General features: G+C 35.4%; 34 protein-coding genes, 1 pseudogene and 1 other annotated feature. Of the genes and pseudogenes, 4 read left to right on the plus strand and 31 right to left on the minus strand.

Annotated elements, in window-relative coordinates; translation table 11 throughout:
- Positions 1 to 47: 47 nt before the first annotated feature.
- From IGJ52_RS10845 to IGJ52_RS10945, 21 genes are all read right to left on the minus strand, one after another.
- On the minus strand, positions 48 to 563 hold the full coding sequence (locus tag IGJ52_RS10845) for a DUF1642 domain-containing protein (protein WP_438792095.1): 516 nt from the start codon (positions 561 to 563) through the stop codon (positions 48 to 50).
- Positions 560 to 766 (minus strand): hypothetical protein, encoded by a 207-nt coding sequence (locus IGJ52_RS10850; RefSeq protein ID WP_438792096.1) that lies wholly within the window; start codon positions 764 to 766, stop codon positions 560 to 562. The genes IGJ52_RS10845 and IGJ52_RS10850 overlap by 4 nt, the downstream gene beginning before the upstream one ends.
- Positions 759 to 1,118 (minus strand): hypothetical protein, encoded by a 360-nt coding sequence (locus IGJ52_RS10855; RefSeq protein ID WP_438792097.1) that lies wholly within the window; start codon positions 1,116 to 1,118, stop codon positions 759 to 761. The genes IGJ52_RS10850 and IGJ52_RS10855 overlap by 8 nt, the downstream gene beginning before the upstream one ends.
- A gap of 13 nt (positions 1,119 to 1,131) precedes the next feature.
- Positions 1,132 to 1,410, minus strand: a complete 279-nt coding sequence (locus IGJ52_RS10860; RefSeq protein ID WP_438792098.1) for a hypothetical protein — start codon at positions 1,408 to 1,410, stop codon at positions 1,132 to 1,134.
- Positions 1,407 to 1,613 carry a hypothetical protein gene (locus IGJ52_RS10865; RefSeq protein ID WP_438792099.1) on the minus strand — a complete coding sequence of 69 codons (207 nt, stop codon included), beginning with the start codon at positions 1,611 to 1,613 and terminating at the stop codon, positions 1,407 to 1,409. Before IGJ52_RS10865 ends, IGJ52_RS10860 begins: the two co-directional genes overlap by 4 nt.
- 11 nt (positions 1,614 to 1,624) lie before the next feature.
- On the minus strand, positions 1,625 to 1,765 hold the full coding sequence (locus IGJ52_RS10870) for a hypothetical protein (protein WP_267579858.1): 141 nt from the start codon (positions 1,763 to 1,765) through the stop codon (positions 1,625 to 1,627).
- Between the two features lie 208 nt (positions 1,766 to 1,973).
- Positions 1,974 to 2,141, minus strand: a complete 168-nt coding sequence (locus IGJ52_RS10875; protein ID WP_438792100.1) for a hypothetical protein — start codon at positions 2,139 to 2,141, stop codon at positions 1,974 to 1,976.
- Positions 2,142 to 2,152: 11 nt separating this feature from the next.
- On the minus strand, positions 2,153 to 2,356 hold the full coding sequence (locus IGJ52_RS10880) for a hypothetical protein (RefSeq protein ID WP_070416183.1): 204 nt from the start codon (positions 2,354 to 2,356) through the stop codon (positions 2,153 to 2,155).
- Positions 2,356 to 2,490, minus strand: coding sequence for a hypothetical protein (locus IGJ52_RS10885; protein WP_258079978.1), 135 nt, complete (start codon positions 2,488 to 2,490; stop codon positions 2,356 to 2,358). Before IGJ52_RS10885 ends, IGJ52_RS10880 begins: the two co-directional genes overlap by 1 nt.
- On the minus strand, positions 2,490 to 2,729 hold the full coding sequence (locus IGJ52_RS10890) for a hypothetical protein (protein WP_438792101.1): 240 nt from the start codon (positions 2,727 to 2,729) through the stop codon (positions 2,490 to 2,492). Before IGJ52_RS10890 ends, IGJ52_RS10885 begins: the two co-directional genes overlap by 1 nt.
- Entirely contained in the window at positions 2,729 to 3,058 is a 330-nt protein-coding gene (locus tag IGJ52_RS10895) for a hypothetical protein (protein WP_438792102.1), read from the minus strand. Before IGJ52_RS10895 ends, IGJ52_RS10890 begins: the two co-directional genes overlap by 1 nt.
- Positions 3,055 to 3,462 carry a YopX family protein gene (locus tag IGJ52_RS10900; RefSeq protein WP_438792103.1) on the minus strand — a complete coding sequence of 136 codons (408 nt, stop codon included), beginning with the start codon at positions 3,460 to 3,462 and terminating at the stop codon, positions 3,055 to 3,057. Before IGJ52_RS10900 ends, IGJ52_RS10895 begins: the two co-directional genes overlap by 4 nt.
- 43 nt (positions 3,463 to 3,505) lie before the next feature.
- Positions 3,506 to 4,270: a DNA-methyltransferase gene (locus IGJ52_RS10905; RefSeq protein ID WP_010785682.1), complete on the minus strand. Its 765-nt coding sequence runs from the start codon at positions 4,268 to 4,270 to the stop codon at positions 3,506 to 3,508.
- A 287-nt stretch (positions 4,271 to 4,557) separates the two neighbouring features.
- Positions 4,558 to 5,313, minus strand: a complete 756-nt coding sequence (locus IGJ52_RS10910) for a hypothetical protein (protein WP_438792104.1) — start codon at positions 5,311 to 5,313, stop codon at positions 4,558 to 4,560.
- Positions 5,313 to 5,744: a RusA family crossover junction endodeoxyribonuclease gene (locus IGJ52_RS10915; protein WP_002357351.1), complete on the minus strand. Its 432-nt coding sequence runs from the start codon at positions 5,742 to 5,744 to the stop codon at positions 5,313 to 5,315. Before IGJ52_RS10915 ends, IGJ52_RS10910 begins: the two co-directional genes overlap by 1 nt.
- An 8-nt stretch (positions 5,745 to 5,752) precedes the next feature.
- Positions 5,753 to 6,052 (minus strand): MazG-like family protein, encoded by a 300-nt coding sequence (locus tag IGJ52_RS10920; protein WP_438792105.1) that lies wholly within the window; start codon positions 6,050 to 6,052, stop codon positions 5,753 to 5,755.
- Complete coding sequence (locus IGJ52_RS10925; protein WP_438792188.1) at positions 6,053 to 6,346, minus strand: hypothetical protein; 294 nt, start codon at positions 6,344 to 6,346, stop codon at positions 6,053 to 6,055.
- A gap of 12 nt (positions 6,347 to 6,358) precedes the next feature.
- On the minus strand, positions 6,359 to 7,225 hold the full coding sequence (locus IGJ52_RS10930) for a DNA replication protein (protein WP_438792106.1): 867 nt from the start codon (positions 7,223 to 7,225) through the stop codon (positions 6,359 to 6,361).
- Between the two features lie 4 nt (positions 7,226 to 7,229).
- Positions 7,230 to 7,871 carry a putative HNHc nuclease gene (locus IGJ52_RS10935; protein ID WP_438792107.1) on the minus strand — a complete coding sequence of 214 codons (642 nt, stop codon included), beginning with the start codon at positions 7,869 to 7,871 and terminating at the stop codon, positions 7,230 to 7,232.
- Between the two features lie 4 nt (positions 7,872 to 7,875).
- Positions 7,876 to 8,610, minus strand: a complete 735-nt coding sequence (locus tag IGJ52_RS10940; RefSeq protein WP_002381724.1) for an ERF family protein — start codon at positions 8,608 to 8,610, stop codon at positions 7,876 to 7,878.
- Complete coding sequence (locus IGJ52_RS10945; RefSeq protein WP_438792108.1) at positions 8,603 to 8,920, minus strand: hypothetical protein; 318 nt, start codon at positions 8,918 to 8,920, stop codon at positions 8,603 to 8,605. Before IGJ52_RS10945 ends, IGJ52_RS10940 begins: the two co-directional genes overlap by 8 nt.
- A 271-nt stretch (positions 8,921 to 9,191) precedes the next feature.
- On the opposite strand from IGJ52_RS10945, the gene IGJ52_RS10950 reads away from it, so the two are divergent.
- A complete protein-coding gene (locus IGJ52_RS10950; protein WP_428212799.1) occupies positions 9,192 to 9,821 on the plus strand; it encodes a hypothetical protein in 630 nt (209 codons plus the stop codon).
- 4 nt (positions 9,822 to 9,825) lie between these two features.
- Here IGJ52_RS10950 and IGJ52_RS10955 read toward each other — a convergent pair whose 3' ends face one another.
- The 6 genes and pseudogenes from IGJ52_RS10955 to IGJ52_RS10980 form a co-directional block, all read right to left on the minus strand.
- On the minus strand, positions 9,826 to 10,011 hold the full coding sequence (locus IGJ52_RS10955; RefSeq protein ID WP_438792109.1) for a hypothetical protein: 186 nt from the start codon (positions 10,009 to 10,011) through the stop codon (positions 9,826 to 9,828).
- A complete protein-coding gene (locus tag IGJ52_RS10960; protein WP_104876172.1) occupies positions 10,004 to 10,195 on the minus strand; it encodes a hypothetical protein in 192 nt (63 codons plus the stop codon). Before IGJ52_RS10960 ends, IGJ52_RS10955 begins: the two co-directional genes overlap by 8 nt.
- Positions 10,196 to 10,209: 14 nt before the next feature.
- The gene (locus tag IGJ52_RS10965) at positions 10,210 to 10,398 is read right to left on the minus strand and encodes a hypothetical protein (protein ID WP_104876173.1); all 189 of its coding nucleotides are present in this window, start codon (positions 10,396 to 10,398) and stop codon (positions 10,210 to 10,212) included.
- Positions 10,399 to 10,408: 10 nt separating this feature from the next.
- Positions 10,409 to 11,118 (minus strand): annotated as a pseudogene (locus tag IGJ52_RS10970) (Rha family transcriptional regulator).
- A 13-nt stretch (positions 11,119 to 11,131) separates the two neighbouring features.
- Complete coding sequence (locus IGJ52_RS10975) at positions 11,132 to 11,416, minus strand: hypothetical protein (protein ID WP_438792110.1); 285 nt, start codon at positions 11,414 to 11,416, stop codon at positions 11,132 to 11,134.
- Positions 11,417 to 11,419: 3 nt separating this feature from the next.
- A complete protein-coding gene (locus IGJ52_RS10980; protein WP_010815583.1) occupies positions 11,420 to 11,611 on the minus strand; it encodes a helix-turn-helix domain-containing protein in 192 nt (63 codons plus the stop codon).
- Between the two features lie 280 nt (positions 11,612 to 11,891).
- Between IGJ52_RS10980 and IGJ52_RS10985 the strand changes: the two genes are divergently transcribed.
- Genes IGJ52_RS10985 through IGJ52_RS10995 form a run of 3 tightly spaced genes read left to right on the plus strand, consistent with a single transcriptional unit; the run spans position 11,892 to position 13,942 of the window.
- Positions 11,892 to 12,311 carry a helix-turn-helix domain-containing protein gene (locus IGJ52_RS10985; protein ID WP_048943813.1) on the plus strand — a complete coding sequence of 140 codons (420 nt, stop codon included), beginning with the start codon at positions 11,892 to 11,894 and terminating at the stop codon, positions 12,309 to 12,311.
- 11 nt (positions 12,312 to 12,322) lie between these two features.
- A complete protein-coding gene (locus IGJ52_RS10990; RefSeq protein ID WP_048943812.1) occupies positions 12,323 to 12,751 on the plus strand; it encodes an ImmA/IrrE family metallo-endopeptidase in 429 nt (142 codons plus the stop codon).
- A gap of 45 nt (positions 12,752 to 12,796) precedes the next feature.
- Positions 12,797 to 13,942 carry a tyrosine-type recombinase/integrase gene (locus tag IGJ52_RS10995; RefSeq protein ID WP_438792111.1) on the plus strand — a complete coding sequence of 382 codons (1,146 nt, stop codon included), beginning with the start codon at positions 12,797 to 12,799 and terminating at the stop codon, positions 13,940 to 13,942.
- Between the two features lie 89 nt (positions 13,943 to 14,031).
- On the opposite strand, the gene rplL is transcribed toward IGJ52_RS10995, so the two are convergent.
- The 4 genes from rplL to rplK form a co-directional block, all read right to left on the minus strand.
- Entirely contained in the window at positions 14,032 to 14,400 is a 369-nt protein-coding gene (gene rplL / locus IGJ52_RS11000) for a 50S ribosomal protein L7/L12 (protein WP_002382519.1), read from the minus strand.
- A gap of 62 nt (positions 14,401 to 14,462) precedes the next feature.
- Positions 14,463 to 14,963 (minus strand): 50S ribosomal protein L10, encoded by a 501-nt coding sequence (rplJ, locus tag IGJ52_RS11005; RefSeq protein ID WP_002382518.1) that lies wholly within the window; start codon positions 14,961 to 14,963, stop codon positions 14,463 to 14,465.
- A gap of 129 nt (positions 14,964 to 15,092) precedes the next feature.
- Positions 15,093 to 15,222, minus strand: a sequence feature (ribosomal protein L10 leader region).
- 62 nt (positions 15,223 to 15,284) lie between these two features.
- A complete protein-coding gene (rplA, locus tag IGJ52_RS11010) occupies positions 15,285 to 15,974 on the minus strand; it encodes a 50S ribosomal protein L1 (protein WP_002356425.1) in 690 nt (229 codons plus the stop codon).
- A gap of 111 nt (positions 15,975 to 16,085) precedes the next feature.
- On the minus strand, positions 16,086 to 16,508 hold the full coding sequence (rplK, locus tag IGJ52_RS11015) for a 50S ribosomal protein L11 (protein ID WP_002356424.1): 423 nt from the start codon (positions 16,506 to 16,508) through the stop codon (positions 16,086 to 16,088).
- Positions 16,509 to 16,581: the final 73 nt, after the last annotated feature.

The raw sequence follows: 16,581 nt of genomic DNA on the forward strand, positions 1-16,581 counted from the left end.
GCAATGCCACTAAATTTATTTATTGCTCTTTTCCAGTTGCGTTTCATCTATTCACCATCAACTTTCACAGCAAACGGCCAGTAACGCTTGTCGATAGCTTTAATTTCTTTCTCTGTATGCTTTATCCCACCGTCTGCATTATTCAAATAACCAACACCAGGCAACTTCACATAATACAATTGCTCTTTCTCGACTTCGTATCCGTACCGTACTGCATCACACAACGTAAACAGTGTATCTGCATTATCACTCAACCAATCATAAAATTCTTCGCTGTAATCCCATTTTTCAGCAATAAATCCATCTGAATCAGTTGCGTACTCAACGCTTAAAAAGAGATCAATTATATCAGTGGAATACTTATGTTTATCAAGCCATTCCGCAACAAACTTCGGAACAACGACTTTTATCTGTTCGTCTAGTTCCTTTGCCAAGTCAATTGCAAGACTATATGCCCTTTCTTTTCCACCTGAAGCAGCATTATGAAGCTCATACTTATCCTCTTTCCATTCAATCTTTCTCTTTTCTTCTTTTAGCTCTCTAATCAATTCTTGTTTATTCATCTCCACCAACTCCTAATTTCTTTCCCGCAAAACGGACAATAGTTTATTTTTTGCGTTACAATTTCTTCGACAAAGGGACCACCTGCGTATTCTTGAAAACTTTGTTTGATTATTAGCGTGTCGTCTTTTAGACTCCATTTCCCGCCACAGCTGTCTTCTAAAAAATGATTTTTGTCACATATTTGACATTCTTGTTTATTCATCATTGCCATCTCCTAATCCATAAATTAAGGCCACGGCAATTTCCATCTGATGTAAATTACGTAAAGCTATTTCATCACGCCATTGTTTGAATTCTTCGCTTGCAGGCAAGTAGTCTTCATAGGAACCAATTTCAAATTCTTGCTTTAATTTTTCTTCGTCTTCTGCCATAATCAACTCAACGCATCCTAGAAAACTCAGTCCATCTTCAGCATATTTTCCAAAGAACTTAATACGCTCTTTTACGCATTCGGGCAAGTCCATTTTTGGCGCATGAACCTTATTTTTTCCGTCCTCTTCAACAATAGTGAATTTGTAAATATTATTCATTGCTGTTTCTATTTGTTTATTCATCGCTGTTTCCCTCCTAAAGCAAACTACCATCGATTAACAATACTTCGCCGTTTTCTTCAAGATTTTCTAATTGATTGAAAGCTTCTTCTGCGCCAGTCTTGTCACCCTCTTCAGTATGACTTTTAGCAAGCATTTTGAACGCTTCATATTTATCAATTGTTTTCATATCATCAAAAAATTCTTTTTCGTCTTCTACTTCGCAAACAATATCCTTGTAAAGTTTTAAACATTGTTTTTCATCTTCAGCAGCAATTAATGCATAATAAGGTTCTTTAATTTCGTAAAATTTCATTCCGCTACCTCCTCAAACATCAAATCAAAAAGTTCTCGATTTATATCTAACCATTCACCACTGCTATTAAACAAGTAGACATCTACAGTGTTATTTTCGATTGGTTCTTCTGTCGACCACACGCTGTCTTTTTCGATATTGAACTCTTTTTCTGTCTCGTTTGATCTTGACACTGAAAAACTTTCTATGCATCTATATTTCATTTCAATACCTCCTAATATCCATCGGCTAAAATCACATTGGCAGATTCGATTATTTGTTTTAAATACCAATCAGCCCCGCAATCATCTGCAGTCAAGTTTTCAAGTTGTTCTTCTGCAATACTTTTAATCTGTGAAATCTGGTCTTTATTCATCGATGTTTCTCCATTCTTTCATAGAAAATCACTCAAACTAAATCCCACACTGTGCATATAGCACAATTCGTTACATACCGTATATCTTTTATGGTATTCATTTTTAAGACTTAATCTGTTGTCGCATTCTACACAATAAAGTTTTACTTTTTTGTCTGGATACCCGTTTTTAATTAGCCATTTTTTTAATTGTTTATTTTTTTGACGTTTATTCATCGCTAATCCCTCTTGAAACTGTTAAAACAGTAGACAGATGTCCGTTATTACGCAAATATTTCAATAAGTCCTCAGTATCAGATACATCTTCATCTTCTCCGTAATAGATGCTTTCAATTATTACAGCTAAATCTTTATAGCTTATTTTTACTTGTTTCATTCCGCTTCCTCCTACGCCAAATTTATATCAATAACTCTCTTAATAATTTCCCACTCATTTTTAGGAATGGTAAAATCATGTTGACTTTCATCTGCTGAATTCGTTGTACATATCGCTAACTCTCCATCTAAAACACTGAAAAAAATGCTTGATTCACCACCTGAGTGAACTTCAGAGAACTCAATTTCTCCGATTTTGAGACCACTTTTTTTCATCATCGTTCCCCCTCGATTATTTGCTCTTGGCAATCCTCGCAATATTCAGGATAGCCATTCCCATATACATCAAGGAATACACCACAACTTGCACATAAGACACCTTCCAACATCATTTCTGCAATTTCTCCCATTATCCTTCCTCCTGTTCATCGAAAATAAACGAATATTTTTCTGAGCTTACGATATGATAAAAACCATCGCACGTTTCCACTTTATATAATTCGTTCTCGCCAAATTCTCCATATTGTTTTAACTGTTCAATATTTGTTGCATATACAGGTACCTTTGACGGGAATCTCGAAATATAGTCGCTTAGTATATATGCGAGTTCACCTGTCGAATCATTTACTACAGCCACACATTTGAACATCATAATTCCTCCTGTTCCAAGGCCCACTGGCTAAATGCTTGGATAACTTGTGCTAATTCTTTGTCTCCTAATTTCATGAATGCTATATTTTCTTTTCTATATGGCTCTCCAACAACGTACAATTTCCTAGAAGAGTATAAAGTGTTGTAAAAATCTGAGTTATCTAGCATGTCATTTTTCAACCAATCCAGCACAATCTGCTGACTTTCGTTGAGCTGCGCCTGCACACTTTCATCTGGTTCAAATGCTTCACTTTCCAATCTTTCCCAATCGCTACTATTCATCTCAATGAATTCAATATCTGATAACCAAACGGCTTTTTTACTCATTCTGCGACCTCCAATAGTTCTGGGTTCTCGTGGATATTTCCGATAACTTCTAATGAACTAGTTCCGTCAAAGGTATTAGAAACATCAATAAAATCATAGCTGTCATCTGGTTCTATTCCATCGATAAAAAATTGATAACAGTCTCTTTTCACGATACCCAGGTAGCTATATTCTCCATCACGATACTGAACAATATCACCCTCAAAAATTTCAACGCCGTTCTTGTCTTTCAATCCTGTTGATTGCATAAGGATTATATCTTCAAACTTTGCCCACTGATCATTAAGAGGATTTTCATATATATTTTTTTTGAATAGATCTGCATATTCATCTTCAATGTGTAAAGTAGACACCTTCCACATCTCTTTACTACGCTTATCCCACGCTCTAAACTTTGGAATCATCTTCTTCACTCACTTTCTAAAATAATGACAGCTGTTCTCCAGTTCATATAAATAGCCCCATTGGGATATTTGACAACATTTTTTCCTGTGCAACTTCGTACATCTCTTTCTTTATTTCAAAGCCATAAGCATTTCTATTGAGTTCTGCCGCAGCTCTAAGCGTAGAGCCACTACCAGCGCATGGATCTATTACAACATCCCCATAATCTGTGAAAATTTCAATCAACCGTTTAATAACGGGTATCGGTTTTTGTGTCGGATGTATTTTTGGATAGCTGTTATCCGTTTCCCATTCAAACCAATTTAGAACCATACGGCCGTCGTTATTAAATTTCGGAAGTTTTTCTCTATAAAGAACGAGCGCATATTCTGTAGCTCCTACAACTTTCATATTTGCTTTTAGTACCTGAGGACTGGATTTCTTAATAAAAACTAGTGGAATATGATTGTTAAAGCCGTACTTTTTACCATAATCAATCACCATTTGAAGCTGTTGAAAGGCACAGAACACAATCATAGCTGGCGCTTTCCCTACTTCTTTCGGTTCTTTTTTTAACATTTTTGAACAAAAGTGCATAAATTCTGATATTCTGAAATTTTCATCGGTATCAAAAAAACTTTTATTCGCTTTATCCGATTCTCCATTTTCAATTTTCCCACCCTCATACCATGCCGAGCTTGATGCATATGCATTTTTGCCTAGGTTATAAGGAATGTCTGCTATGACCAACTGTGCTTTTGGTATTCCATATCGCTTATAATTTTGAAAATGATCGTTAAATAATTGTATTTTCGTTTCTCTCTGCATAATTTCAAAGGAGTAAAGAATTCTTTGTGGTCGACCAAACCTCCATACCTCCTCTGTTATTTTCTTAGTGTTTTTAATTCGTTCCTGACGTTATTTCCTTCACGATTACATACTGGGCATGGTTTAGCTTTCGCATGTCCGTATTTGTCCTTCGTCCAGACAACCCGTTCTCCCTTGCATTTTATGCACGTCATCGTTTTTACCTCGCTTACTGTATGTGCCGTTTGCAATAGCTTTTTCTTTTAGCCTGCGGTTTTTCTTTTTTATCTTCGAACGTTTTTTACCCATTAATTTTTTACCGCCTTTGTTAAATCAAAGCCTAATGCTGTCGGATACCCTTCTACTCCTTCTGGTTCAACATGGTAACGATAATTTTCAATATCCATTCCACTGGCTTTAGCTACCTTCTCTAAAATGCTACCTGACCAGCTTTTACGGTAACCTGCTTTCCTGTTTGATTTAGGATTTACACAACTTCTAGCGCCTTCGTCTGTCGCTTCACACGGAATGACGAACAATGCTAATCTAGATTCATCTAAATATAATTGGACCCATTCAGGTTTATTTAGTCGTCTCACAACTGGACCGCTTAAAGCTAGTCCACTTTTTGAAATCGTAATACACTCTTTTCCTTCTGCTCCAAATGTTCCTGGTAATAATAAACTTGCTGTATTGATGTTAAATTTCATGTGTTTTGTCTCCTCTACTTTGTTATTTTGTTTTCTATTAATTTTATTTTCTATTTCATTCGCCATTCGCCAATTTTGAAAGGTTGTTGTGCCTAGCCCTAGGGCTTTCTTAATGTCTTTTACTTGATAGCCCAAATCCAATAAGCGTTGGTATTCTTCTTTCGTCAGCTTATCAGGATCTAGCCTTGGCAACGGTCGCTTATCACCTATGCGATCAGAATTTAATAACGTAGACAACCGCTGGACCTCTCTCACGATTTCTGGATTGTTCATCCAAGTATCGTCGTCGCCTGTCAGAGAAAGAATTTTATGTCGAATGGCTTGTTTTTTTGCTTTGAGTATATTGTTTGCCATTATTCCCCCTCCAATCTCATGATTTCAATTTCTGTTCGTGGGTTTAAGCTATAGAGCTTTTGGCAAACCATCACAGCTATTTGACCGTCATTTTTGTACAAAATGCCTTCAGCAGCATCTGTGACTGCTTTAAAATAGTTGTCCAAATCAGGCTTTTTATCGCAATATTTCCGCTCTAATTCCACTTCTAAGCGTTTCTGTTTATTACTTAAGGCAGATTTAGGCGTATGGATGTAAAACGTCACATGAGCGGAAATTGGCCCTTTTTCAATCAACTTTGCTCTTGATTTACGAAGATAATTCTTCACTTGATTTTTGTATTCTTTCATAGCGCTATCTTCGTATGTTTGAACATAATTTCCACGCCTTGCGAATCTTGGGCGACTTTGTGGCTTAGGTTCAATCGGTAGAATAATTCGCATCTCTTCCACCTCGAACCTTACAAATCGGCTTCTTTGACGAATACTCCGTTTACCATTTCCCCTTGGCGATTTTTGATTTCGCTATATGCTTGATTTAAGCATTCGTATAAGTCCATGTTATTTTGCATAGCGAGAATAATTAACGTAACAACTACATCCCCAATACCATCTCTTAGGTCGTTTTCGTTGTTTCTTGCCAATGCAGCGCCAACTTCTCCGACTTCCTCAATCACTTTTAGCATTTGCTTTTCAGATTCTGCTTTATCTAAACGCTTTTCTTTCGCCCATTCTTCCACTAATTTAACTAATTCATTCATCTAAAATTCCTCCCCGAAATCTAATTCACGTTTTAGCTTGCTGTGAATCGATTCTAGCTCTTTTTTGTATTCTTTGACTGTTTGTATTGTTTTACCACTAGAAAGCACATAATCGCGTTCTATTGCGACGAGAGCCTTGCTTAAATTGCCATAATAACCAATCAAAGCGAGTGATTCTTTTTGTGTACCGTCTTTGTCAGTCAAAATGGTTAACTCTCCGTGTTCGTTTCGTCTCGCTTTATTTACGATTACTTGCTTATCATCACTAGTAATTCGATAATCAAGTACCTTCATTTCAATCACGATTTACTCTCCTCCCGACAATTCTTGTATTTGTCTTTTTAGAGCTGCTTGCTCTTCTGGTGATAATTTTTCCTCTTCTTGTTTTGGTTCATTTACCCAATCTGGTAATTGCTCTTGTCTAACTGGAGGATTCGTATATCTTGCTTGCGTTGTCGTTTCAGACAAGTCGTATTCATCGTTAAAACGTTCATCACGTATCCAGCGGAACAATTCTTGTGGATGATACCAGTCGTTTAATTTGATATACTTAAGATAATCTTTATATCCTTTTTTGAACTGGTCCAAATCTTCTTCTGACTTAAATTTCTTTAAAAATTGCTCTTTGGCTTTTTTCTTATTGGTTTTCTTCGGATATGTTTTCCAAACTTTTTCAAATAATTCAGACATGGTTGAACTTGGCTCAACACTATTCTTTTTTTTATCCTTAACTAACCTATCCTTACCTAACCTAACCTGTGTATCCATTTGGTATCCAACATGGTTGTCATCTGGTATACCAAGATGGCTTTCACTCTCTAAAACCTCGGTTTTAAAGGTATATGCCTTACTATTTTTTTCTACTAATTCAGCCTTTTCTTCTTGATAAAGAGTTGGTTTATATCGATCATTTCGAATATAGTTATGAATCTTCCAATGCTTGATAACAATAACTCCACTATCAAAAACTAAAATAAATCTTTTGGCTATTAATAGTTTTAAATCATCATCTCCACACCCAACCATTCGTTGGATTTTTTTAGGATTATTAATAAATCCATCATCATCTGCTCGCATTGACAAATGAAAGTAAAGAGATTGAGTTGACAGTGGCATGTCTAAAAATGCATCACTATCAATGATGGTCTTTGCAAACATTCTTCTTTCAGCCACCGTTCTATCCTCCTATATTTAGCTTCTTACGTTCTTCAACGTTTAGTTTTACTGGTTTAATTTGATACTTGTTTAAAAAGTTCTTAGTTCCTATCTGATGTTCTTCTTGATGATGTTGACGACAACCAGCGTAAAAAGTAAATGTTTCGTGATTAATCTTTTGACGATTTCGCCCCATGCCGACAACTTCTATATGGCAAATATCAGCATGTTTCCCACAAATACAGCACTTACGATATTTCAGGCAGTAATAAAACCATTTGTTATTTTCAAGCAAGTATTGGTATCTCTTTTCTAGTGGTACATCGTTTTTCAAAATAAATTCGATTAAAAAACTAATCCATTCTGTTGCCTCATGTCGTGTAGCTTTACTGTGTTCAAAATACACACCGCTTTTAGCTTCGTAGTAATACTTTAAAACTTCCTCTATCCATTTGGGTTCGTCATAACTCCAACGAGCTATATCAGCTATTAAAACGTGAGAAAGTGCATTCTGTTTTTGAGACATTTGTCGATTATCTAATAGTTCAACTTTTACTAAATTGTCATCGTTGTTAGCTAGGAGTTTGAGGAAATTCGAGTTGATTTCATCCTCAAACTCAATCGCCAATTTATTTCCTTTGTGTTTTATGATTTTTCCAATCATTCAATCACTTCTTATCTTCTTGAACCTTCTGCCTAGATTCATAAAAATTTATCCACTTCGCAAGCAATTTAGAAATAACACCATAATCATAAGCACTATATTCTTCAAATGCTTTTTTAGGATTCAAATCAGAATCATTTATAGCTAACGATTTCACAGCTTCAAATTCTTGCCCTGCCAGCTCGGCTACTCTACTAATTGATGCGTTCAACATATCAATTTGCCGTTCAGTAATTGCAGTATTTTTTAGCTGTTCTTTTTGGTATTTATCAGGATCGTCATCATCTGTTGCGATATTAAAAAATTTCAATAAAAAATATTTTTCCGCATACGTTAGTGCTTTTCCTACACCCTTTTCTCCTTCAATATCTACTCCTTGGCTATACCATGAACAAGCAACAATCTCAGAAGGATTATGAATATTAATCCATGTCATCATTAACTCTAGCTCTGTAAAATACGTTGTACGTTTTTTGGCTACAGGCTCTTTCTTTACTTTATCCGCTTTCCATACCTCATCTTGTGATTCCCGAACTTGATGAGCAACAATTTCTGGCTTCAAAATTAATCCAACTTGATTTATGACTGTATTTAATGCGGATAGTACATCGCTTGACCCCACATAGCTGTACTGCTGGCCACGTTTACTTTTTTGAATATATGGTGCTTTTTGTCTCACATACGCTAATTTTTGATAAACATTCAACTTAGAAAAATCTGTTTTGGTTGCTTCAGTCATTCAATAAGCCCTCCTTATATCTTTTTCCTGAACTCACATATTCAATTAAATACACGTTTTCTTCGCCTAATTCTTCTATCAAATCAACGATTGTATCTTGTGTAGCAATTTTTTTACAAGTGAGTACTGGTTGTCCTGTATAAAGACATTTCATTGCAAAAGTTATCTCAAACACACCGTCTTCATCAGCAATTTCATTGCCGAAGTAGTCAGTGGTATCCACTGGATCGTTTTCGTAAGTTTCCTTATGTGGCTTTTCTTTCGGTTCCGTTAAAAATCGATCTAATGCATCTGCTTCACTGCGATTCATTCACAAGACCTCATTTCTGTGATATAATTTTCCTAGTATTATTTTTGTATGCGACTTATTGCTTGCCGGCTTAAGTCGCTTTTTTGTCGTCATGCGACACCTCTGCGCTCTTTTTGTTGCGCAATGTATATTTTATTTTTTTGTTGCTTGTACCATAAATCAGCAAGCTTTTTCGTTTGCTTTAGTTTTTGTTTACGCGTCATTCTTTTTATTCCTTTCTCTGGTATAATTTTATTTATCAGCAAGTGGCCTGCTGATTTAATTAAAGGAGATGGTTTTTATTACAATAAATATTTCATTAACTCAGTTTTTAACTTATTCATCAAAAGTAAGCACAAGCGCTCGTATTAACTATGTTAGACAAATTAAAAATTCACCGGATTATCACCCTTCAATAGACTATTGGAAACCTTTAAGAGATGAGATTAAACGAATTCATGAAAATAATATTCCTATTGAAAACTTGAAAAATTTACTTTCTACCGTAGATGAAAAAAAGGTTAAAAACTACACGAGTCTTATAAATTCATATATTCGTTTCATAAATAAAAATAACGTAGAATATTTTCCCTGTGGAAAAGCTTTTTGGAAATTATCTGATGAACTATTTGTTGGTAGTTCACCGGAGTTAGGTTTAATTGTAAATGGGAAAAAATATTATGTGAAAAACTATTATAAAAAGAAAGACTCGGACTCTAAGATTACTCAACGAAATATAAAATCAACACTCACATTAATGCAACTTTCTGACAAAAATTTTCCATTAGAACAAAATTCTAATTTTGCTGTATTAAATTTACAAAACGGAAAATTAATTGAAGCGCAACCGTTACTGAGTGAATCAATAATGGAATTAGAAATAGATGCTAAAAGTTTTGTTGACATCTGGAGTCGTATATAATTTTTTACATTTCGGCTTTTTCGCCGACAATTTGAGCACATGTATCACATATAAAATTCCCATTATCTAACTCTAAGTCTGCATATTCATCACAAAGGCCACACTTTTGCTCTAAGCTATTCTCAGTAGTTTGGAGCAATTCGTTTGTTTTTTTCTGTTCTCTCAATAGTTCATCCATTACTTTATCCATTCGACTTCACCTTTCTCCATCCGCTCTCAATCACATGGTCGTAAACTAAGAACCAAACCATAGAAACGATAATAAACAACACTTGAAACTTTGGCGGGATATCCATTCCTACGATCAATCCAAATCCAAACATAATTAGTAACATGGCAATATGTCTTAAGTTAATTGCTTTTCTCTTCTTCATTTAAAAATTCCTCCTCATAATCGTTGAACTCTATTTTCAAGCTCCATTTCACGTAAAAATTCCAACTCGTTCTGCATCCTTGCTAATTCCTTATCCGTCAGTCTGCCAGATTTCTTTAATGCTTCTCTGTCTATTTGAATCATGCGGCGTTCAGCTTGAATTTGTTCATATATCCATTTTTGCTGTTCTTCGTTGTAGGACATGCTAACCTCCCTATGCTATGTCGTTTAAGTCTAAACTCATTTGTCTTACAACTGTTTTTGTTGCTGTGGACGGTTCCCAATCGTTGATATATTCAATTACGGTTTCATAATGTTTTTCTCTTAATTGGGAGCGAGACCCTACACCAGTAATTTGCTTAATGCCTGAATTAATATCTTTGTATAGCTTGCTACGCTGTTCTTTTGTGATTTTTCCAAATCCTCTTGCCACTTCTGCAACTCTCTGATGAACTCGTCGTGATAAATAGCTATAATCACCTGCATCTATTTTTTGATTATTTTTTAAGTCAGCTACTTCTTTTTCGATTACATCTACACGTTCGTTTGTTTCTTCGTTTGCTGATAAAGCTAGTAAAGCTAATTCTCGCTTTGAGTTTGGTAATTTAGGCTGTTGAATTTCTTTTTCCATTTGGTTAAAAGCTTCAATGTATTTCAGTTTGAACTTAAGAGCTTTTTGACCAGTGAATCCCATTGCTAGCAGTGTGAATCCGTCACGGTTCATAATGATTTGTCTATATTTTTGTTTGTTTTGTGGATGAATATAGCTATCTTCGTAAAATAGGTCTGCGTAATTTTCCGCAACCCCCTCTTTTAATCATCAATCGCTGCTAAAACATCACGATGATTTTTATTAAACGTTTCTGCGACTTGTAAACTAGTTGTTACTGCTTGTTGGTTTTTCGTAATTACTAGATTTTCCATTTTCTTTCCTCCTTTAAATTTCAAAAGTTTCTTTTAGAAATCTTTGTAATTCAGATCGTTCAATCCGAATATCCTGATTACTCCATTGCTGCACTTTTAAGCCTTTTGAAATCCAATTGCTTAATTTTTCATCACCGATTTCTAAAATCTTCTTTACCTGAGATTTGTTTGGATAAGGCGGTAATTCAATAACCATAGTCAACAAATTCAAACGTTTTTCAACCTCTTTTAAAACTACAAAGGTGATATTATTAGCTAGTTCATTTTGAATTACCTCATCAGGTATGTTTAGATGCATAAACTACACCTCCTGTTTTGTTTCTAATTTAATATCAAGAAGCTCTTCAATTTGTTTTAAACGTTCAACTGGCTTACGATTTTCTAATAAAATATCTTGAAGATATGCCATCGAAATATCCATTTGACGTGCCAGTTCTCGTTGGCTCCAATCTTTATCAATCAGAGCGTGTGCGACTTGTTTCTTTAATGACATTTGTGGTTCCCTCCTATTTTAGTTTTTGTGCTAAATTTATACGCAAAATAGTTTGCAATCAATTTGCGTATATGCTATTATGTAAGCATAAGAAATACAGCACACAAAAAGTGAGCTTTACTGATGTCTGGGGAGACAATTGTATTATTGCTTATCTTTTTTGTATGCCGTAAATAACTTGCTTACAAAACATAGTATAATAGCATATAAGCAAAATGTCAACAGTTTTATTTGCGTTTATGCTAAACATTTTTTGTAGGCCTTAGAAAGGCTGGTATATATGAGTTTAGTAGAAAAAATAAAAATGCTTTGTAACGAAAAAAGAATTACAATGTCTGAATTAGAAAGAAAAACAGATTTGGGTAACGGTACCATAAGTAGGTGGGATACTCGTACGCCAGGCGTTGACAAACTAAAAAAAGTAGCCGACTACTTTGATGTCTCAACAGACTATCTTTTAGGACGAACAGAAAAACGTCGTTACTATGATTTAACAGATAAAGACGAAAAAGATATAGCCAAAGAATTGGAAGAAATGATTGAGGACTTAAAAAATGCTGGGGCTCTTGCATTTTCCAAAGAAACCGCAGAAATTGACAAAGAGACGCACGAGTTGCTGATAGCTTCCTTGGAGAATTCTCTTAGAATTGCAAAAATTGAGGCTAAAAAACGCTTCACTCCGAAGAAATACAGAAATTAGGAGGCTATTCTATGTATGAATATTTTATCGACCAAAAAATTCATGACTTAGTTGAAGAATATGGGACTCGAGACCCTTTTAAAATTGCAAAAAGAAAAAATATTATCATACTTCATGAACCATTAGGAGAGATTCTTGGCTACTACAATAAAGTAAGAAGAGTGCAAATTATCCATTTAAACGATTCTTTAGAAGAAAAAGAATTGTATTATGTTTGCCGTCATGAGTTGGGACATTGTGTACTTCACCCAAATGAATGCACGCCCCAACTTTCGGCTAATTCAATTGTTTCTGAAATGAAGATAGAAAAAGAAGCGGACTACTTTGCAACCAATTTAACTGTAGATGGTTCTCATAAAGAATTGTATCAACCTACCAAGTATGAAATTTTAAATTTCTACGGCCTTCCTTGGTATCTTGACCGCTACATGAACTATTAATTTTTCTAAAAATAAGAACATATGTTTTTGAAAGGGGTTTTACGCATGGCAATGATAAAACAGTATCAAAAGAAAAATGGTGAGAAAGCGTGGTATTTCAAGACGTACCTTGGAATTGATCCATTAACTGGAAAAAAGAGGTATACAACCAAGAGAGGGTTTCGAACGCAGAAAGAGGCAAAAATTGCCCTTGCGAGGCTAGAAGTTCTAGCTACAGATAAAGAGTTATTGAAAGAGACTAGTTATACTTTTGCGCAGGTAAAAGATATGTGGATGGAACAATACAAACCTACGGTAAGAGAAAGCACCTATTTACGTGTTAAGTTTTTATTTGATAAAAACATTTCAGTTTATTTCGGAAATAAAAAAATCCAAAGCTATAACATAGCTTACTGCCAAGAAACTATTAATAAATGGAAAGAGCAATATTCTACCTACAAAGCTTTAAAGAGTTATACATCTGCAGTTTTTGATTATGCGAAAAAGATGAAGCTTATTAAAGATAATCCCATGAAAGAAGTGACTTTTTCAAAAGGTGATCGAAAACGTAAAAAAGATAAAATAAAGTACTTCGAAAAAGAAGAATTACAAAATTTTCTTAAATGCTGCCAAAAAGACAAATTTCCTTTAACTTATCCTTTATTCAGGATTCTAGCTTTTACTGGAATGCGAAAAGGAGAAGCTTTAGCTTTAACTTGGGATGATGTGGATTTTTTTAATAAAACGATTGAGATTAATAAAACAGTCGTAAGAAATTCAGATAATAAATTAGTCACCACGCCCCCTAAGACAGATACATCTAACCGAAAAATTTCACTGGATGATGAAACGCTTAATACTTTGAGGGCTTGGCAAACTCAACAAAAAAGATATTTACTTATACATGGTCAACATGTTAAAACAAAGGAACAAATAATTTTTTCTTCTAAAAATAATAACTACATCGATATAACCCGACCAAATGCCGTTTTGTCTCGGATCTGTAAAGAATATGATTTTAACGACATTACAATACACGGATTTCGGCATACACATTGTAGTTTATTATTTGAAGCTGGCTTATCTGTTAAAGAAGTACAGGAAAGACTAGGACATTCAGATATTCACACAACAATGAATATTTACACACATGTAACTAAAAAACAAAAAGAAAGGTCTGCCGATAAATTTGCAGCCTATTTAAATTTTTGAAAAGTATGGTCAAAAGTATGGTCAATAAAATAAAAAAAGACTAAAAACCTTTAGCACCAAGGTTTTCAGCCTATTAAAAATCGATATAATTATTTTACTGTTACTGAAGCGCCAACTTCTTCTAAAGCAGCTTTTAAAGCTTCTGCTTCTTCTTTAGAAACGCCTTCTTTAACTGGTGCAGGAGCGCCATCAACTACAGCTTTAGCTTCTTTCAAGCCTAAGCCAGTTGCTTCACGAACTGCTTTGATAACTTTAACTTTTTGATCGCCAGCTGCTGTTAATTCAACAGTGAATTCAGTTTGTTCTTCTGCTGCTCCACCTGCTGCTGGTCCAGCTACTGCTACAGGAGCTGCTGCTGATACGTCAAATTTTTCTTCGATAGCTTTAACTAATTCGCTTAGTTCTAAGATAGTTGCTGTTTCTAACTCAGCAACGATGTTTTCAATGTTTAATGCCATTTTGAATTTCCTCCATTTAAATTAAAATTGTTTGTTTTTTATTTGTTTGAATTAGACTGCAATTAAGCAACTTCTTCGTTTTTCTCTGCCACTGCTTTGACAGCGTAAGCCACGTTGCGGACTGGCGCTTGTAATACAGATAACAGCATAGATAGTAAACCTTCGCGGTTTGGTAGTTTTGCCAACGCAGTAATTTGTTCCACTGAAGAAACTTTTCCTTCGATGACGCCACCTTTGATTTCTAATGCTTTTGCATCTTTAGCAAATTCGTCGATGATTTTAGCTGGTGCTACTACATCGTCGTTGCTGAATGCGACAGCAGTTGGGCCTGTAAAGACTTCGTCTAAGCCGTCTAAACCAACTTTTTTAGCTGCACGAGAAAGGATTGAGTTTTTGATGACTTTCATTTCTACGCCTGCTTCACGTAATTGTTTACGTAAGTTAGTGACTTCTTCTACTGTTAATCCACGGTAGTCCACGATTACAACTGATGCTGCTGATTCAAATTTCTCAGCGGCTTCTTGAACTAGGCTTTCTTTTTTAGCGATTGCTGCTTCACTCATTTATTTCACCTCCTGATTTTGATGGTGGAGTTGTACTGGTTTACGATATGTAAAGTAGAAGAATCAAATGAAACTTCGCTCACTTCGTTCGCCAAGTATTGTTTTACATCGGCTTTTTATCAAAAAGTCGTGTAAAACAACAAAACTCCATGCCACCGTAGACATAGAGGGACCGAATTGTATATAACTCAACAATTGTCCTCGGTAGGAAATTAAGACTTGCGTCACCTACTGTCTTCGGTACAGTTAATTATTAACCTCACTCACTTTACCATAGGGTAAGTGAGTGAGTCAAGAATTTTTTAATTATTTTCTTTCAAATTAGAAAGAAGCTTGGTCAACGTGGATTCCAGGTCCAAATGTTGTTGTTACTGAAATGTTTTTGATGTATTGACCTTTAGCAGTTGATGGTTTAGCTTTCAATAATACGTCGTTAATTGTGTTGAAGTTTTCAACCAATTTTTCGTTATCAAATGAAACTTTACCGATTGGTACGTGGATGTTACCAGCTTTGTCAACGCGGTAAGTTACTTTACCAGCTTTAACTTCTTCAACAGCTTTTGTAACGTCCATTGTTACAGTACCAGTTTTAGGGTTTGGCATTAAACCTTTTGGTCCTAAGACACGGCCTAATTTACCAACTGTAGCCATCATGTCAGGAGTCGCAACAACTACGTCAAAGTCGAACCATCCACCTTGGATTTTTGCAACCATGTCGTCGTCGCCTACGAAATCTGCACCAGCAGCTTCAGCTTCTTTAGCTTTTTCGCCTTTAGCGAATACTAAAACAGTTTGTGTTTTACCAGTTCCGTTTGGAAGCACAACTGCTCCACGGATTTGTTGGTCTGCTTTTTTAGGGTCAACGTTCAATTTGTAAGCAACTTCAACTGTTGCGTCAAATTTCGCGATGTTTGTATCTTTTGCTAAAGCTACTGCTTCTTCAACTGAGTAAGCTTTTGTAGCATCAACTTTTTTCAATGCTTCTTGCATTTTTTTGCTCTTTTTAGCCATTTTGTTTCCTCCTTGATTGTGGTTATAACGGTTGTACCTCCCACGTCTTTCATATCTTTAAATATGAAACGAACTGAGAAGCTACTTCTTTGAGTAAGTGTGGAATAAAAATTATTCTACGATGATACCCATGCTTCGTGCAGTTCCTGCAACCATGCGCATTGCTGCTTCAACGTCAGCGGCGTTTAGGTCTGCCATTTTAAGTTCAGCGATTTCTTTCACTTGATCGCTTGAAACTGTTGCAACTTTAGTTTTGTTTGGTTCACCTGAACCTTTTTCGATTTTTGCAGCTTTTTTCAATAAGACTGCAGCAGGTGGTGTTTTAGTAATGAATGTAAATGAACGATCTTCATATACAGAGATTACTACTGGAATAATCAAGCCTGCTTGGTCAGCTGTACGAGCATTGAATTCTTTAGTGAATCCCATGATGTTGATACCTGCTTGACCTAACGCTGGACCTACTGGTGGAGCTGGTGTTGCTTTCCCCGCAGGAATTTGTAATTTAACGATTTTTTCTACTTTTTTAGCCACGAAAATACCTCCTTAAGTTCTCGTGCGTGGTTAATGGGGTTGAGATTTCCCCTCCCACTCAACGTACATTTAA

Origin of the sequence: Enterococcus sp. DIV1758 (assembly GCF_051711985.1) — a bacterium.
Taxonomy (GTDB): Bacteria; Bacillota; Bacilli; order Lactobacillales; family Enterococcaceae; genus Enterococcus; species Enterococcus faecalis.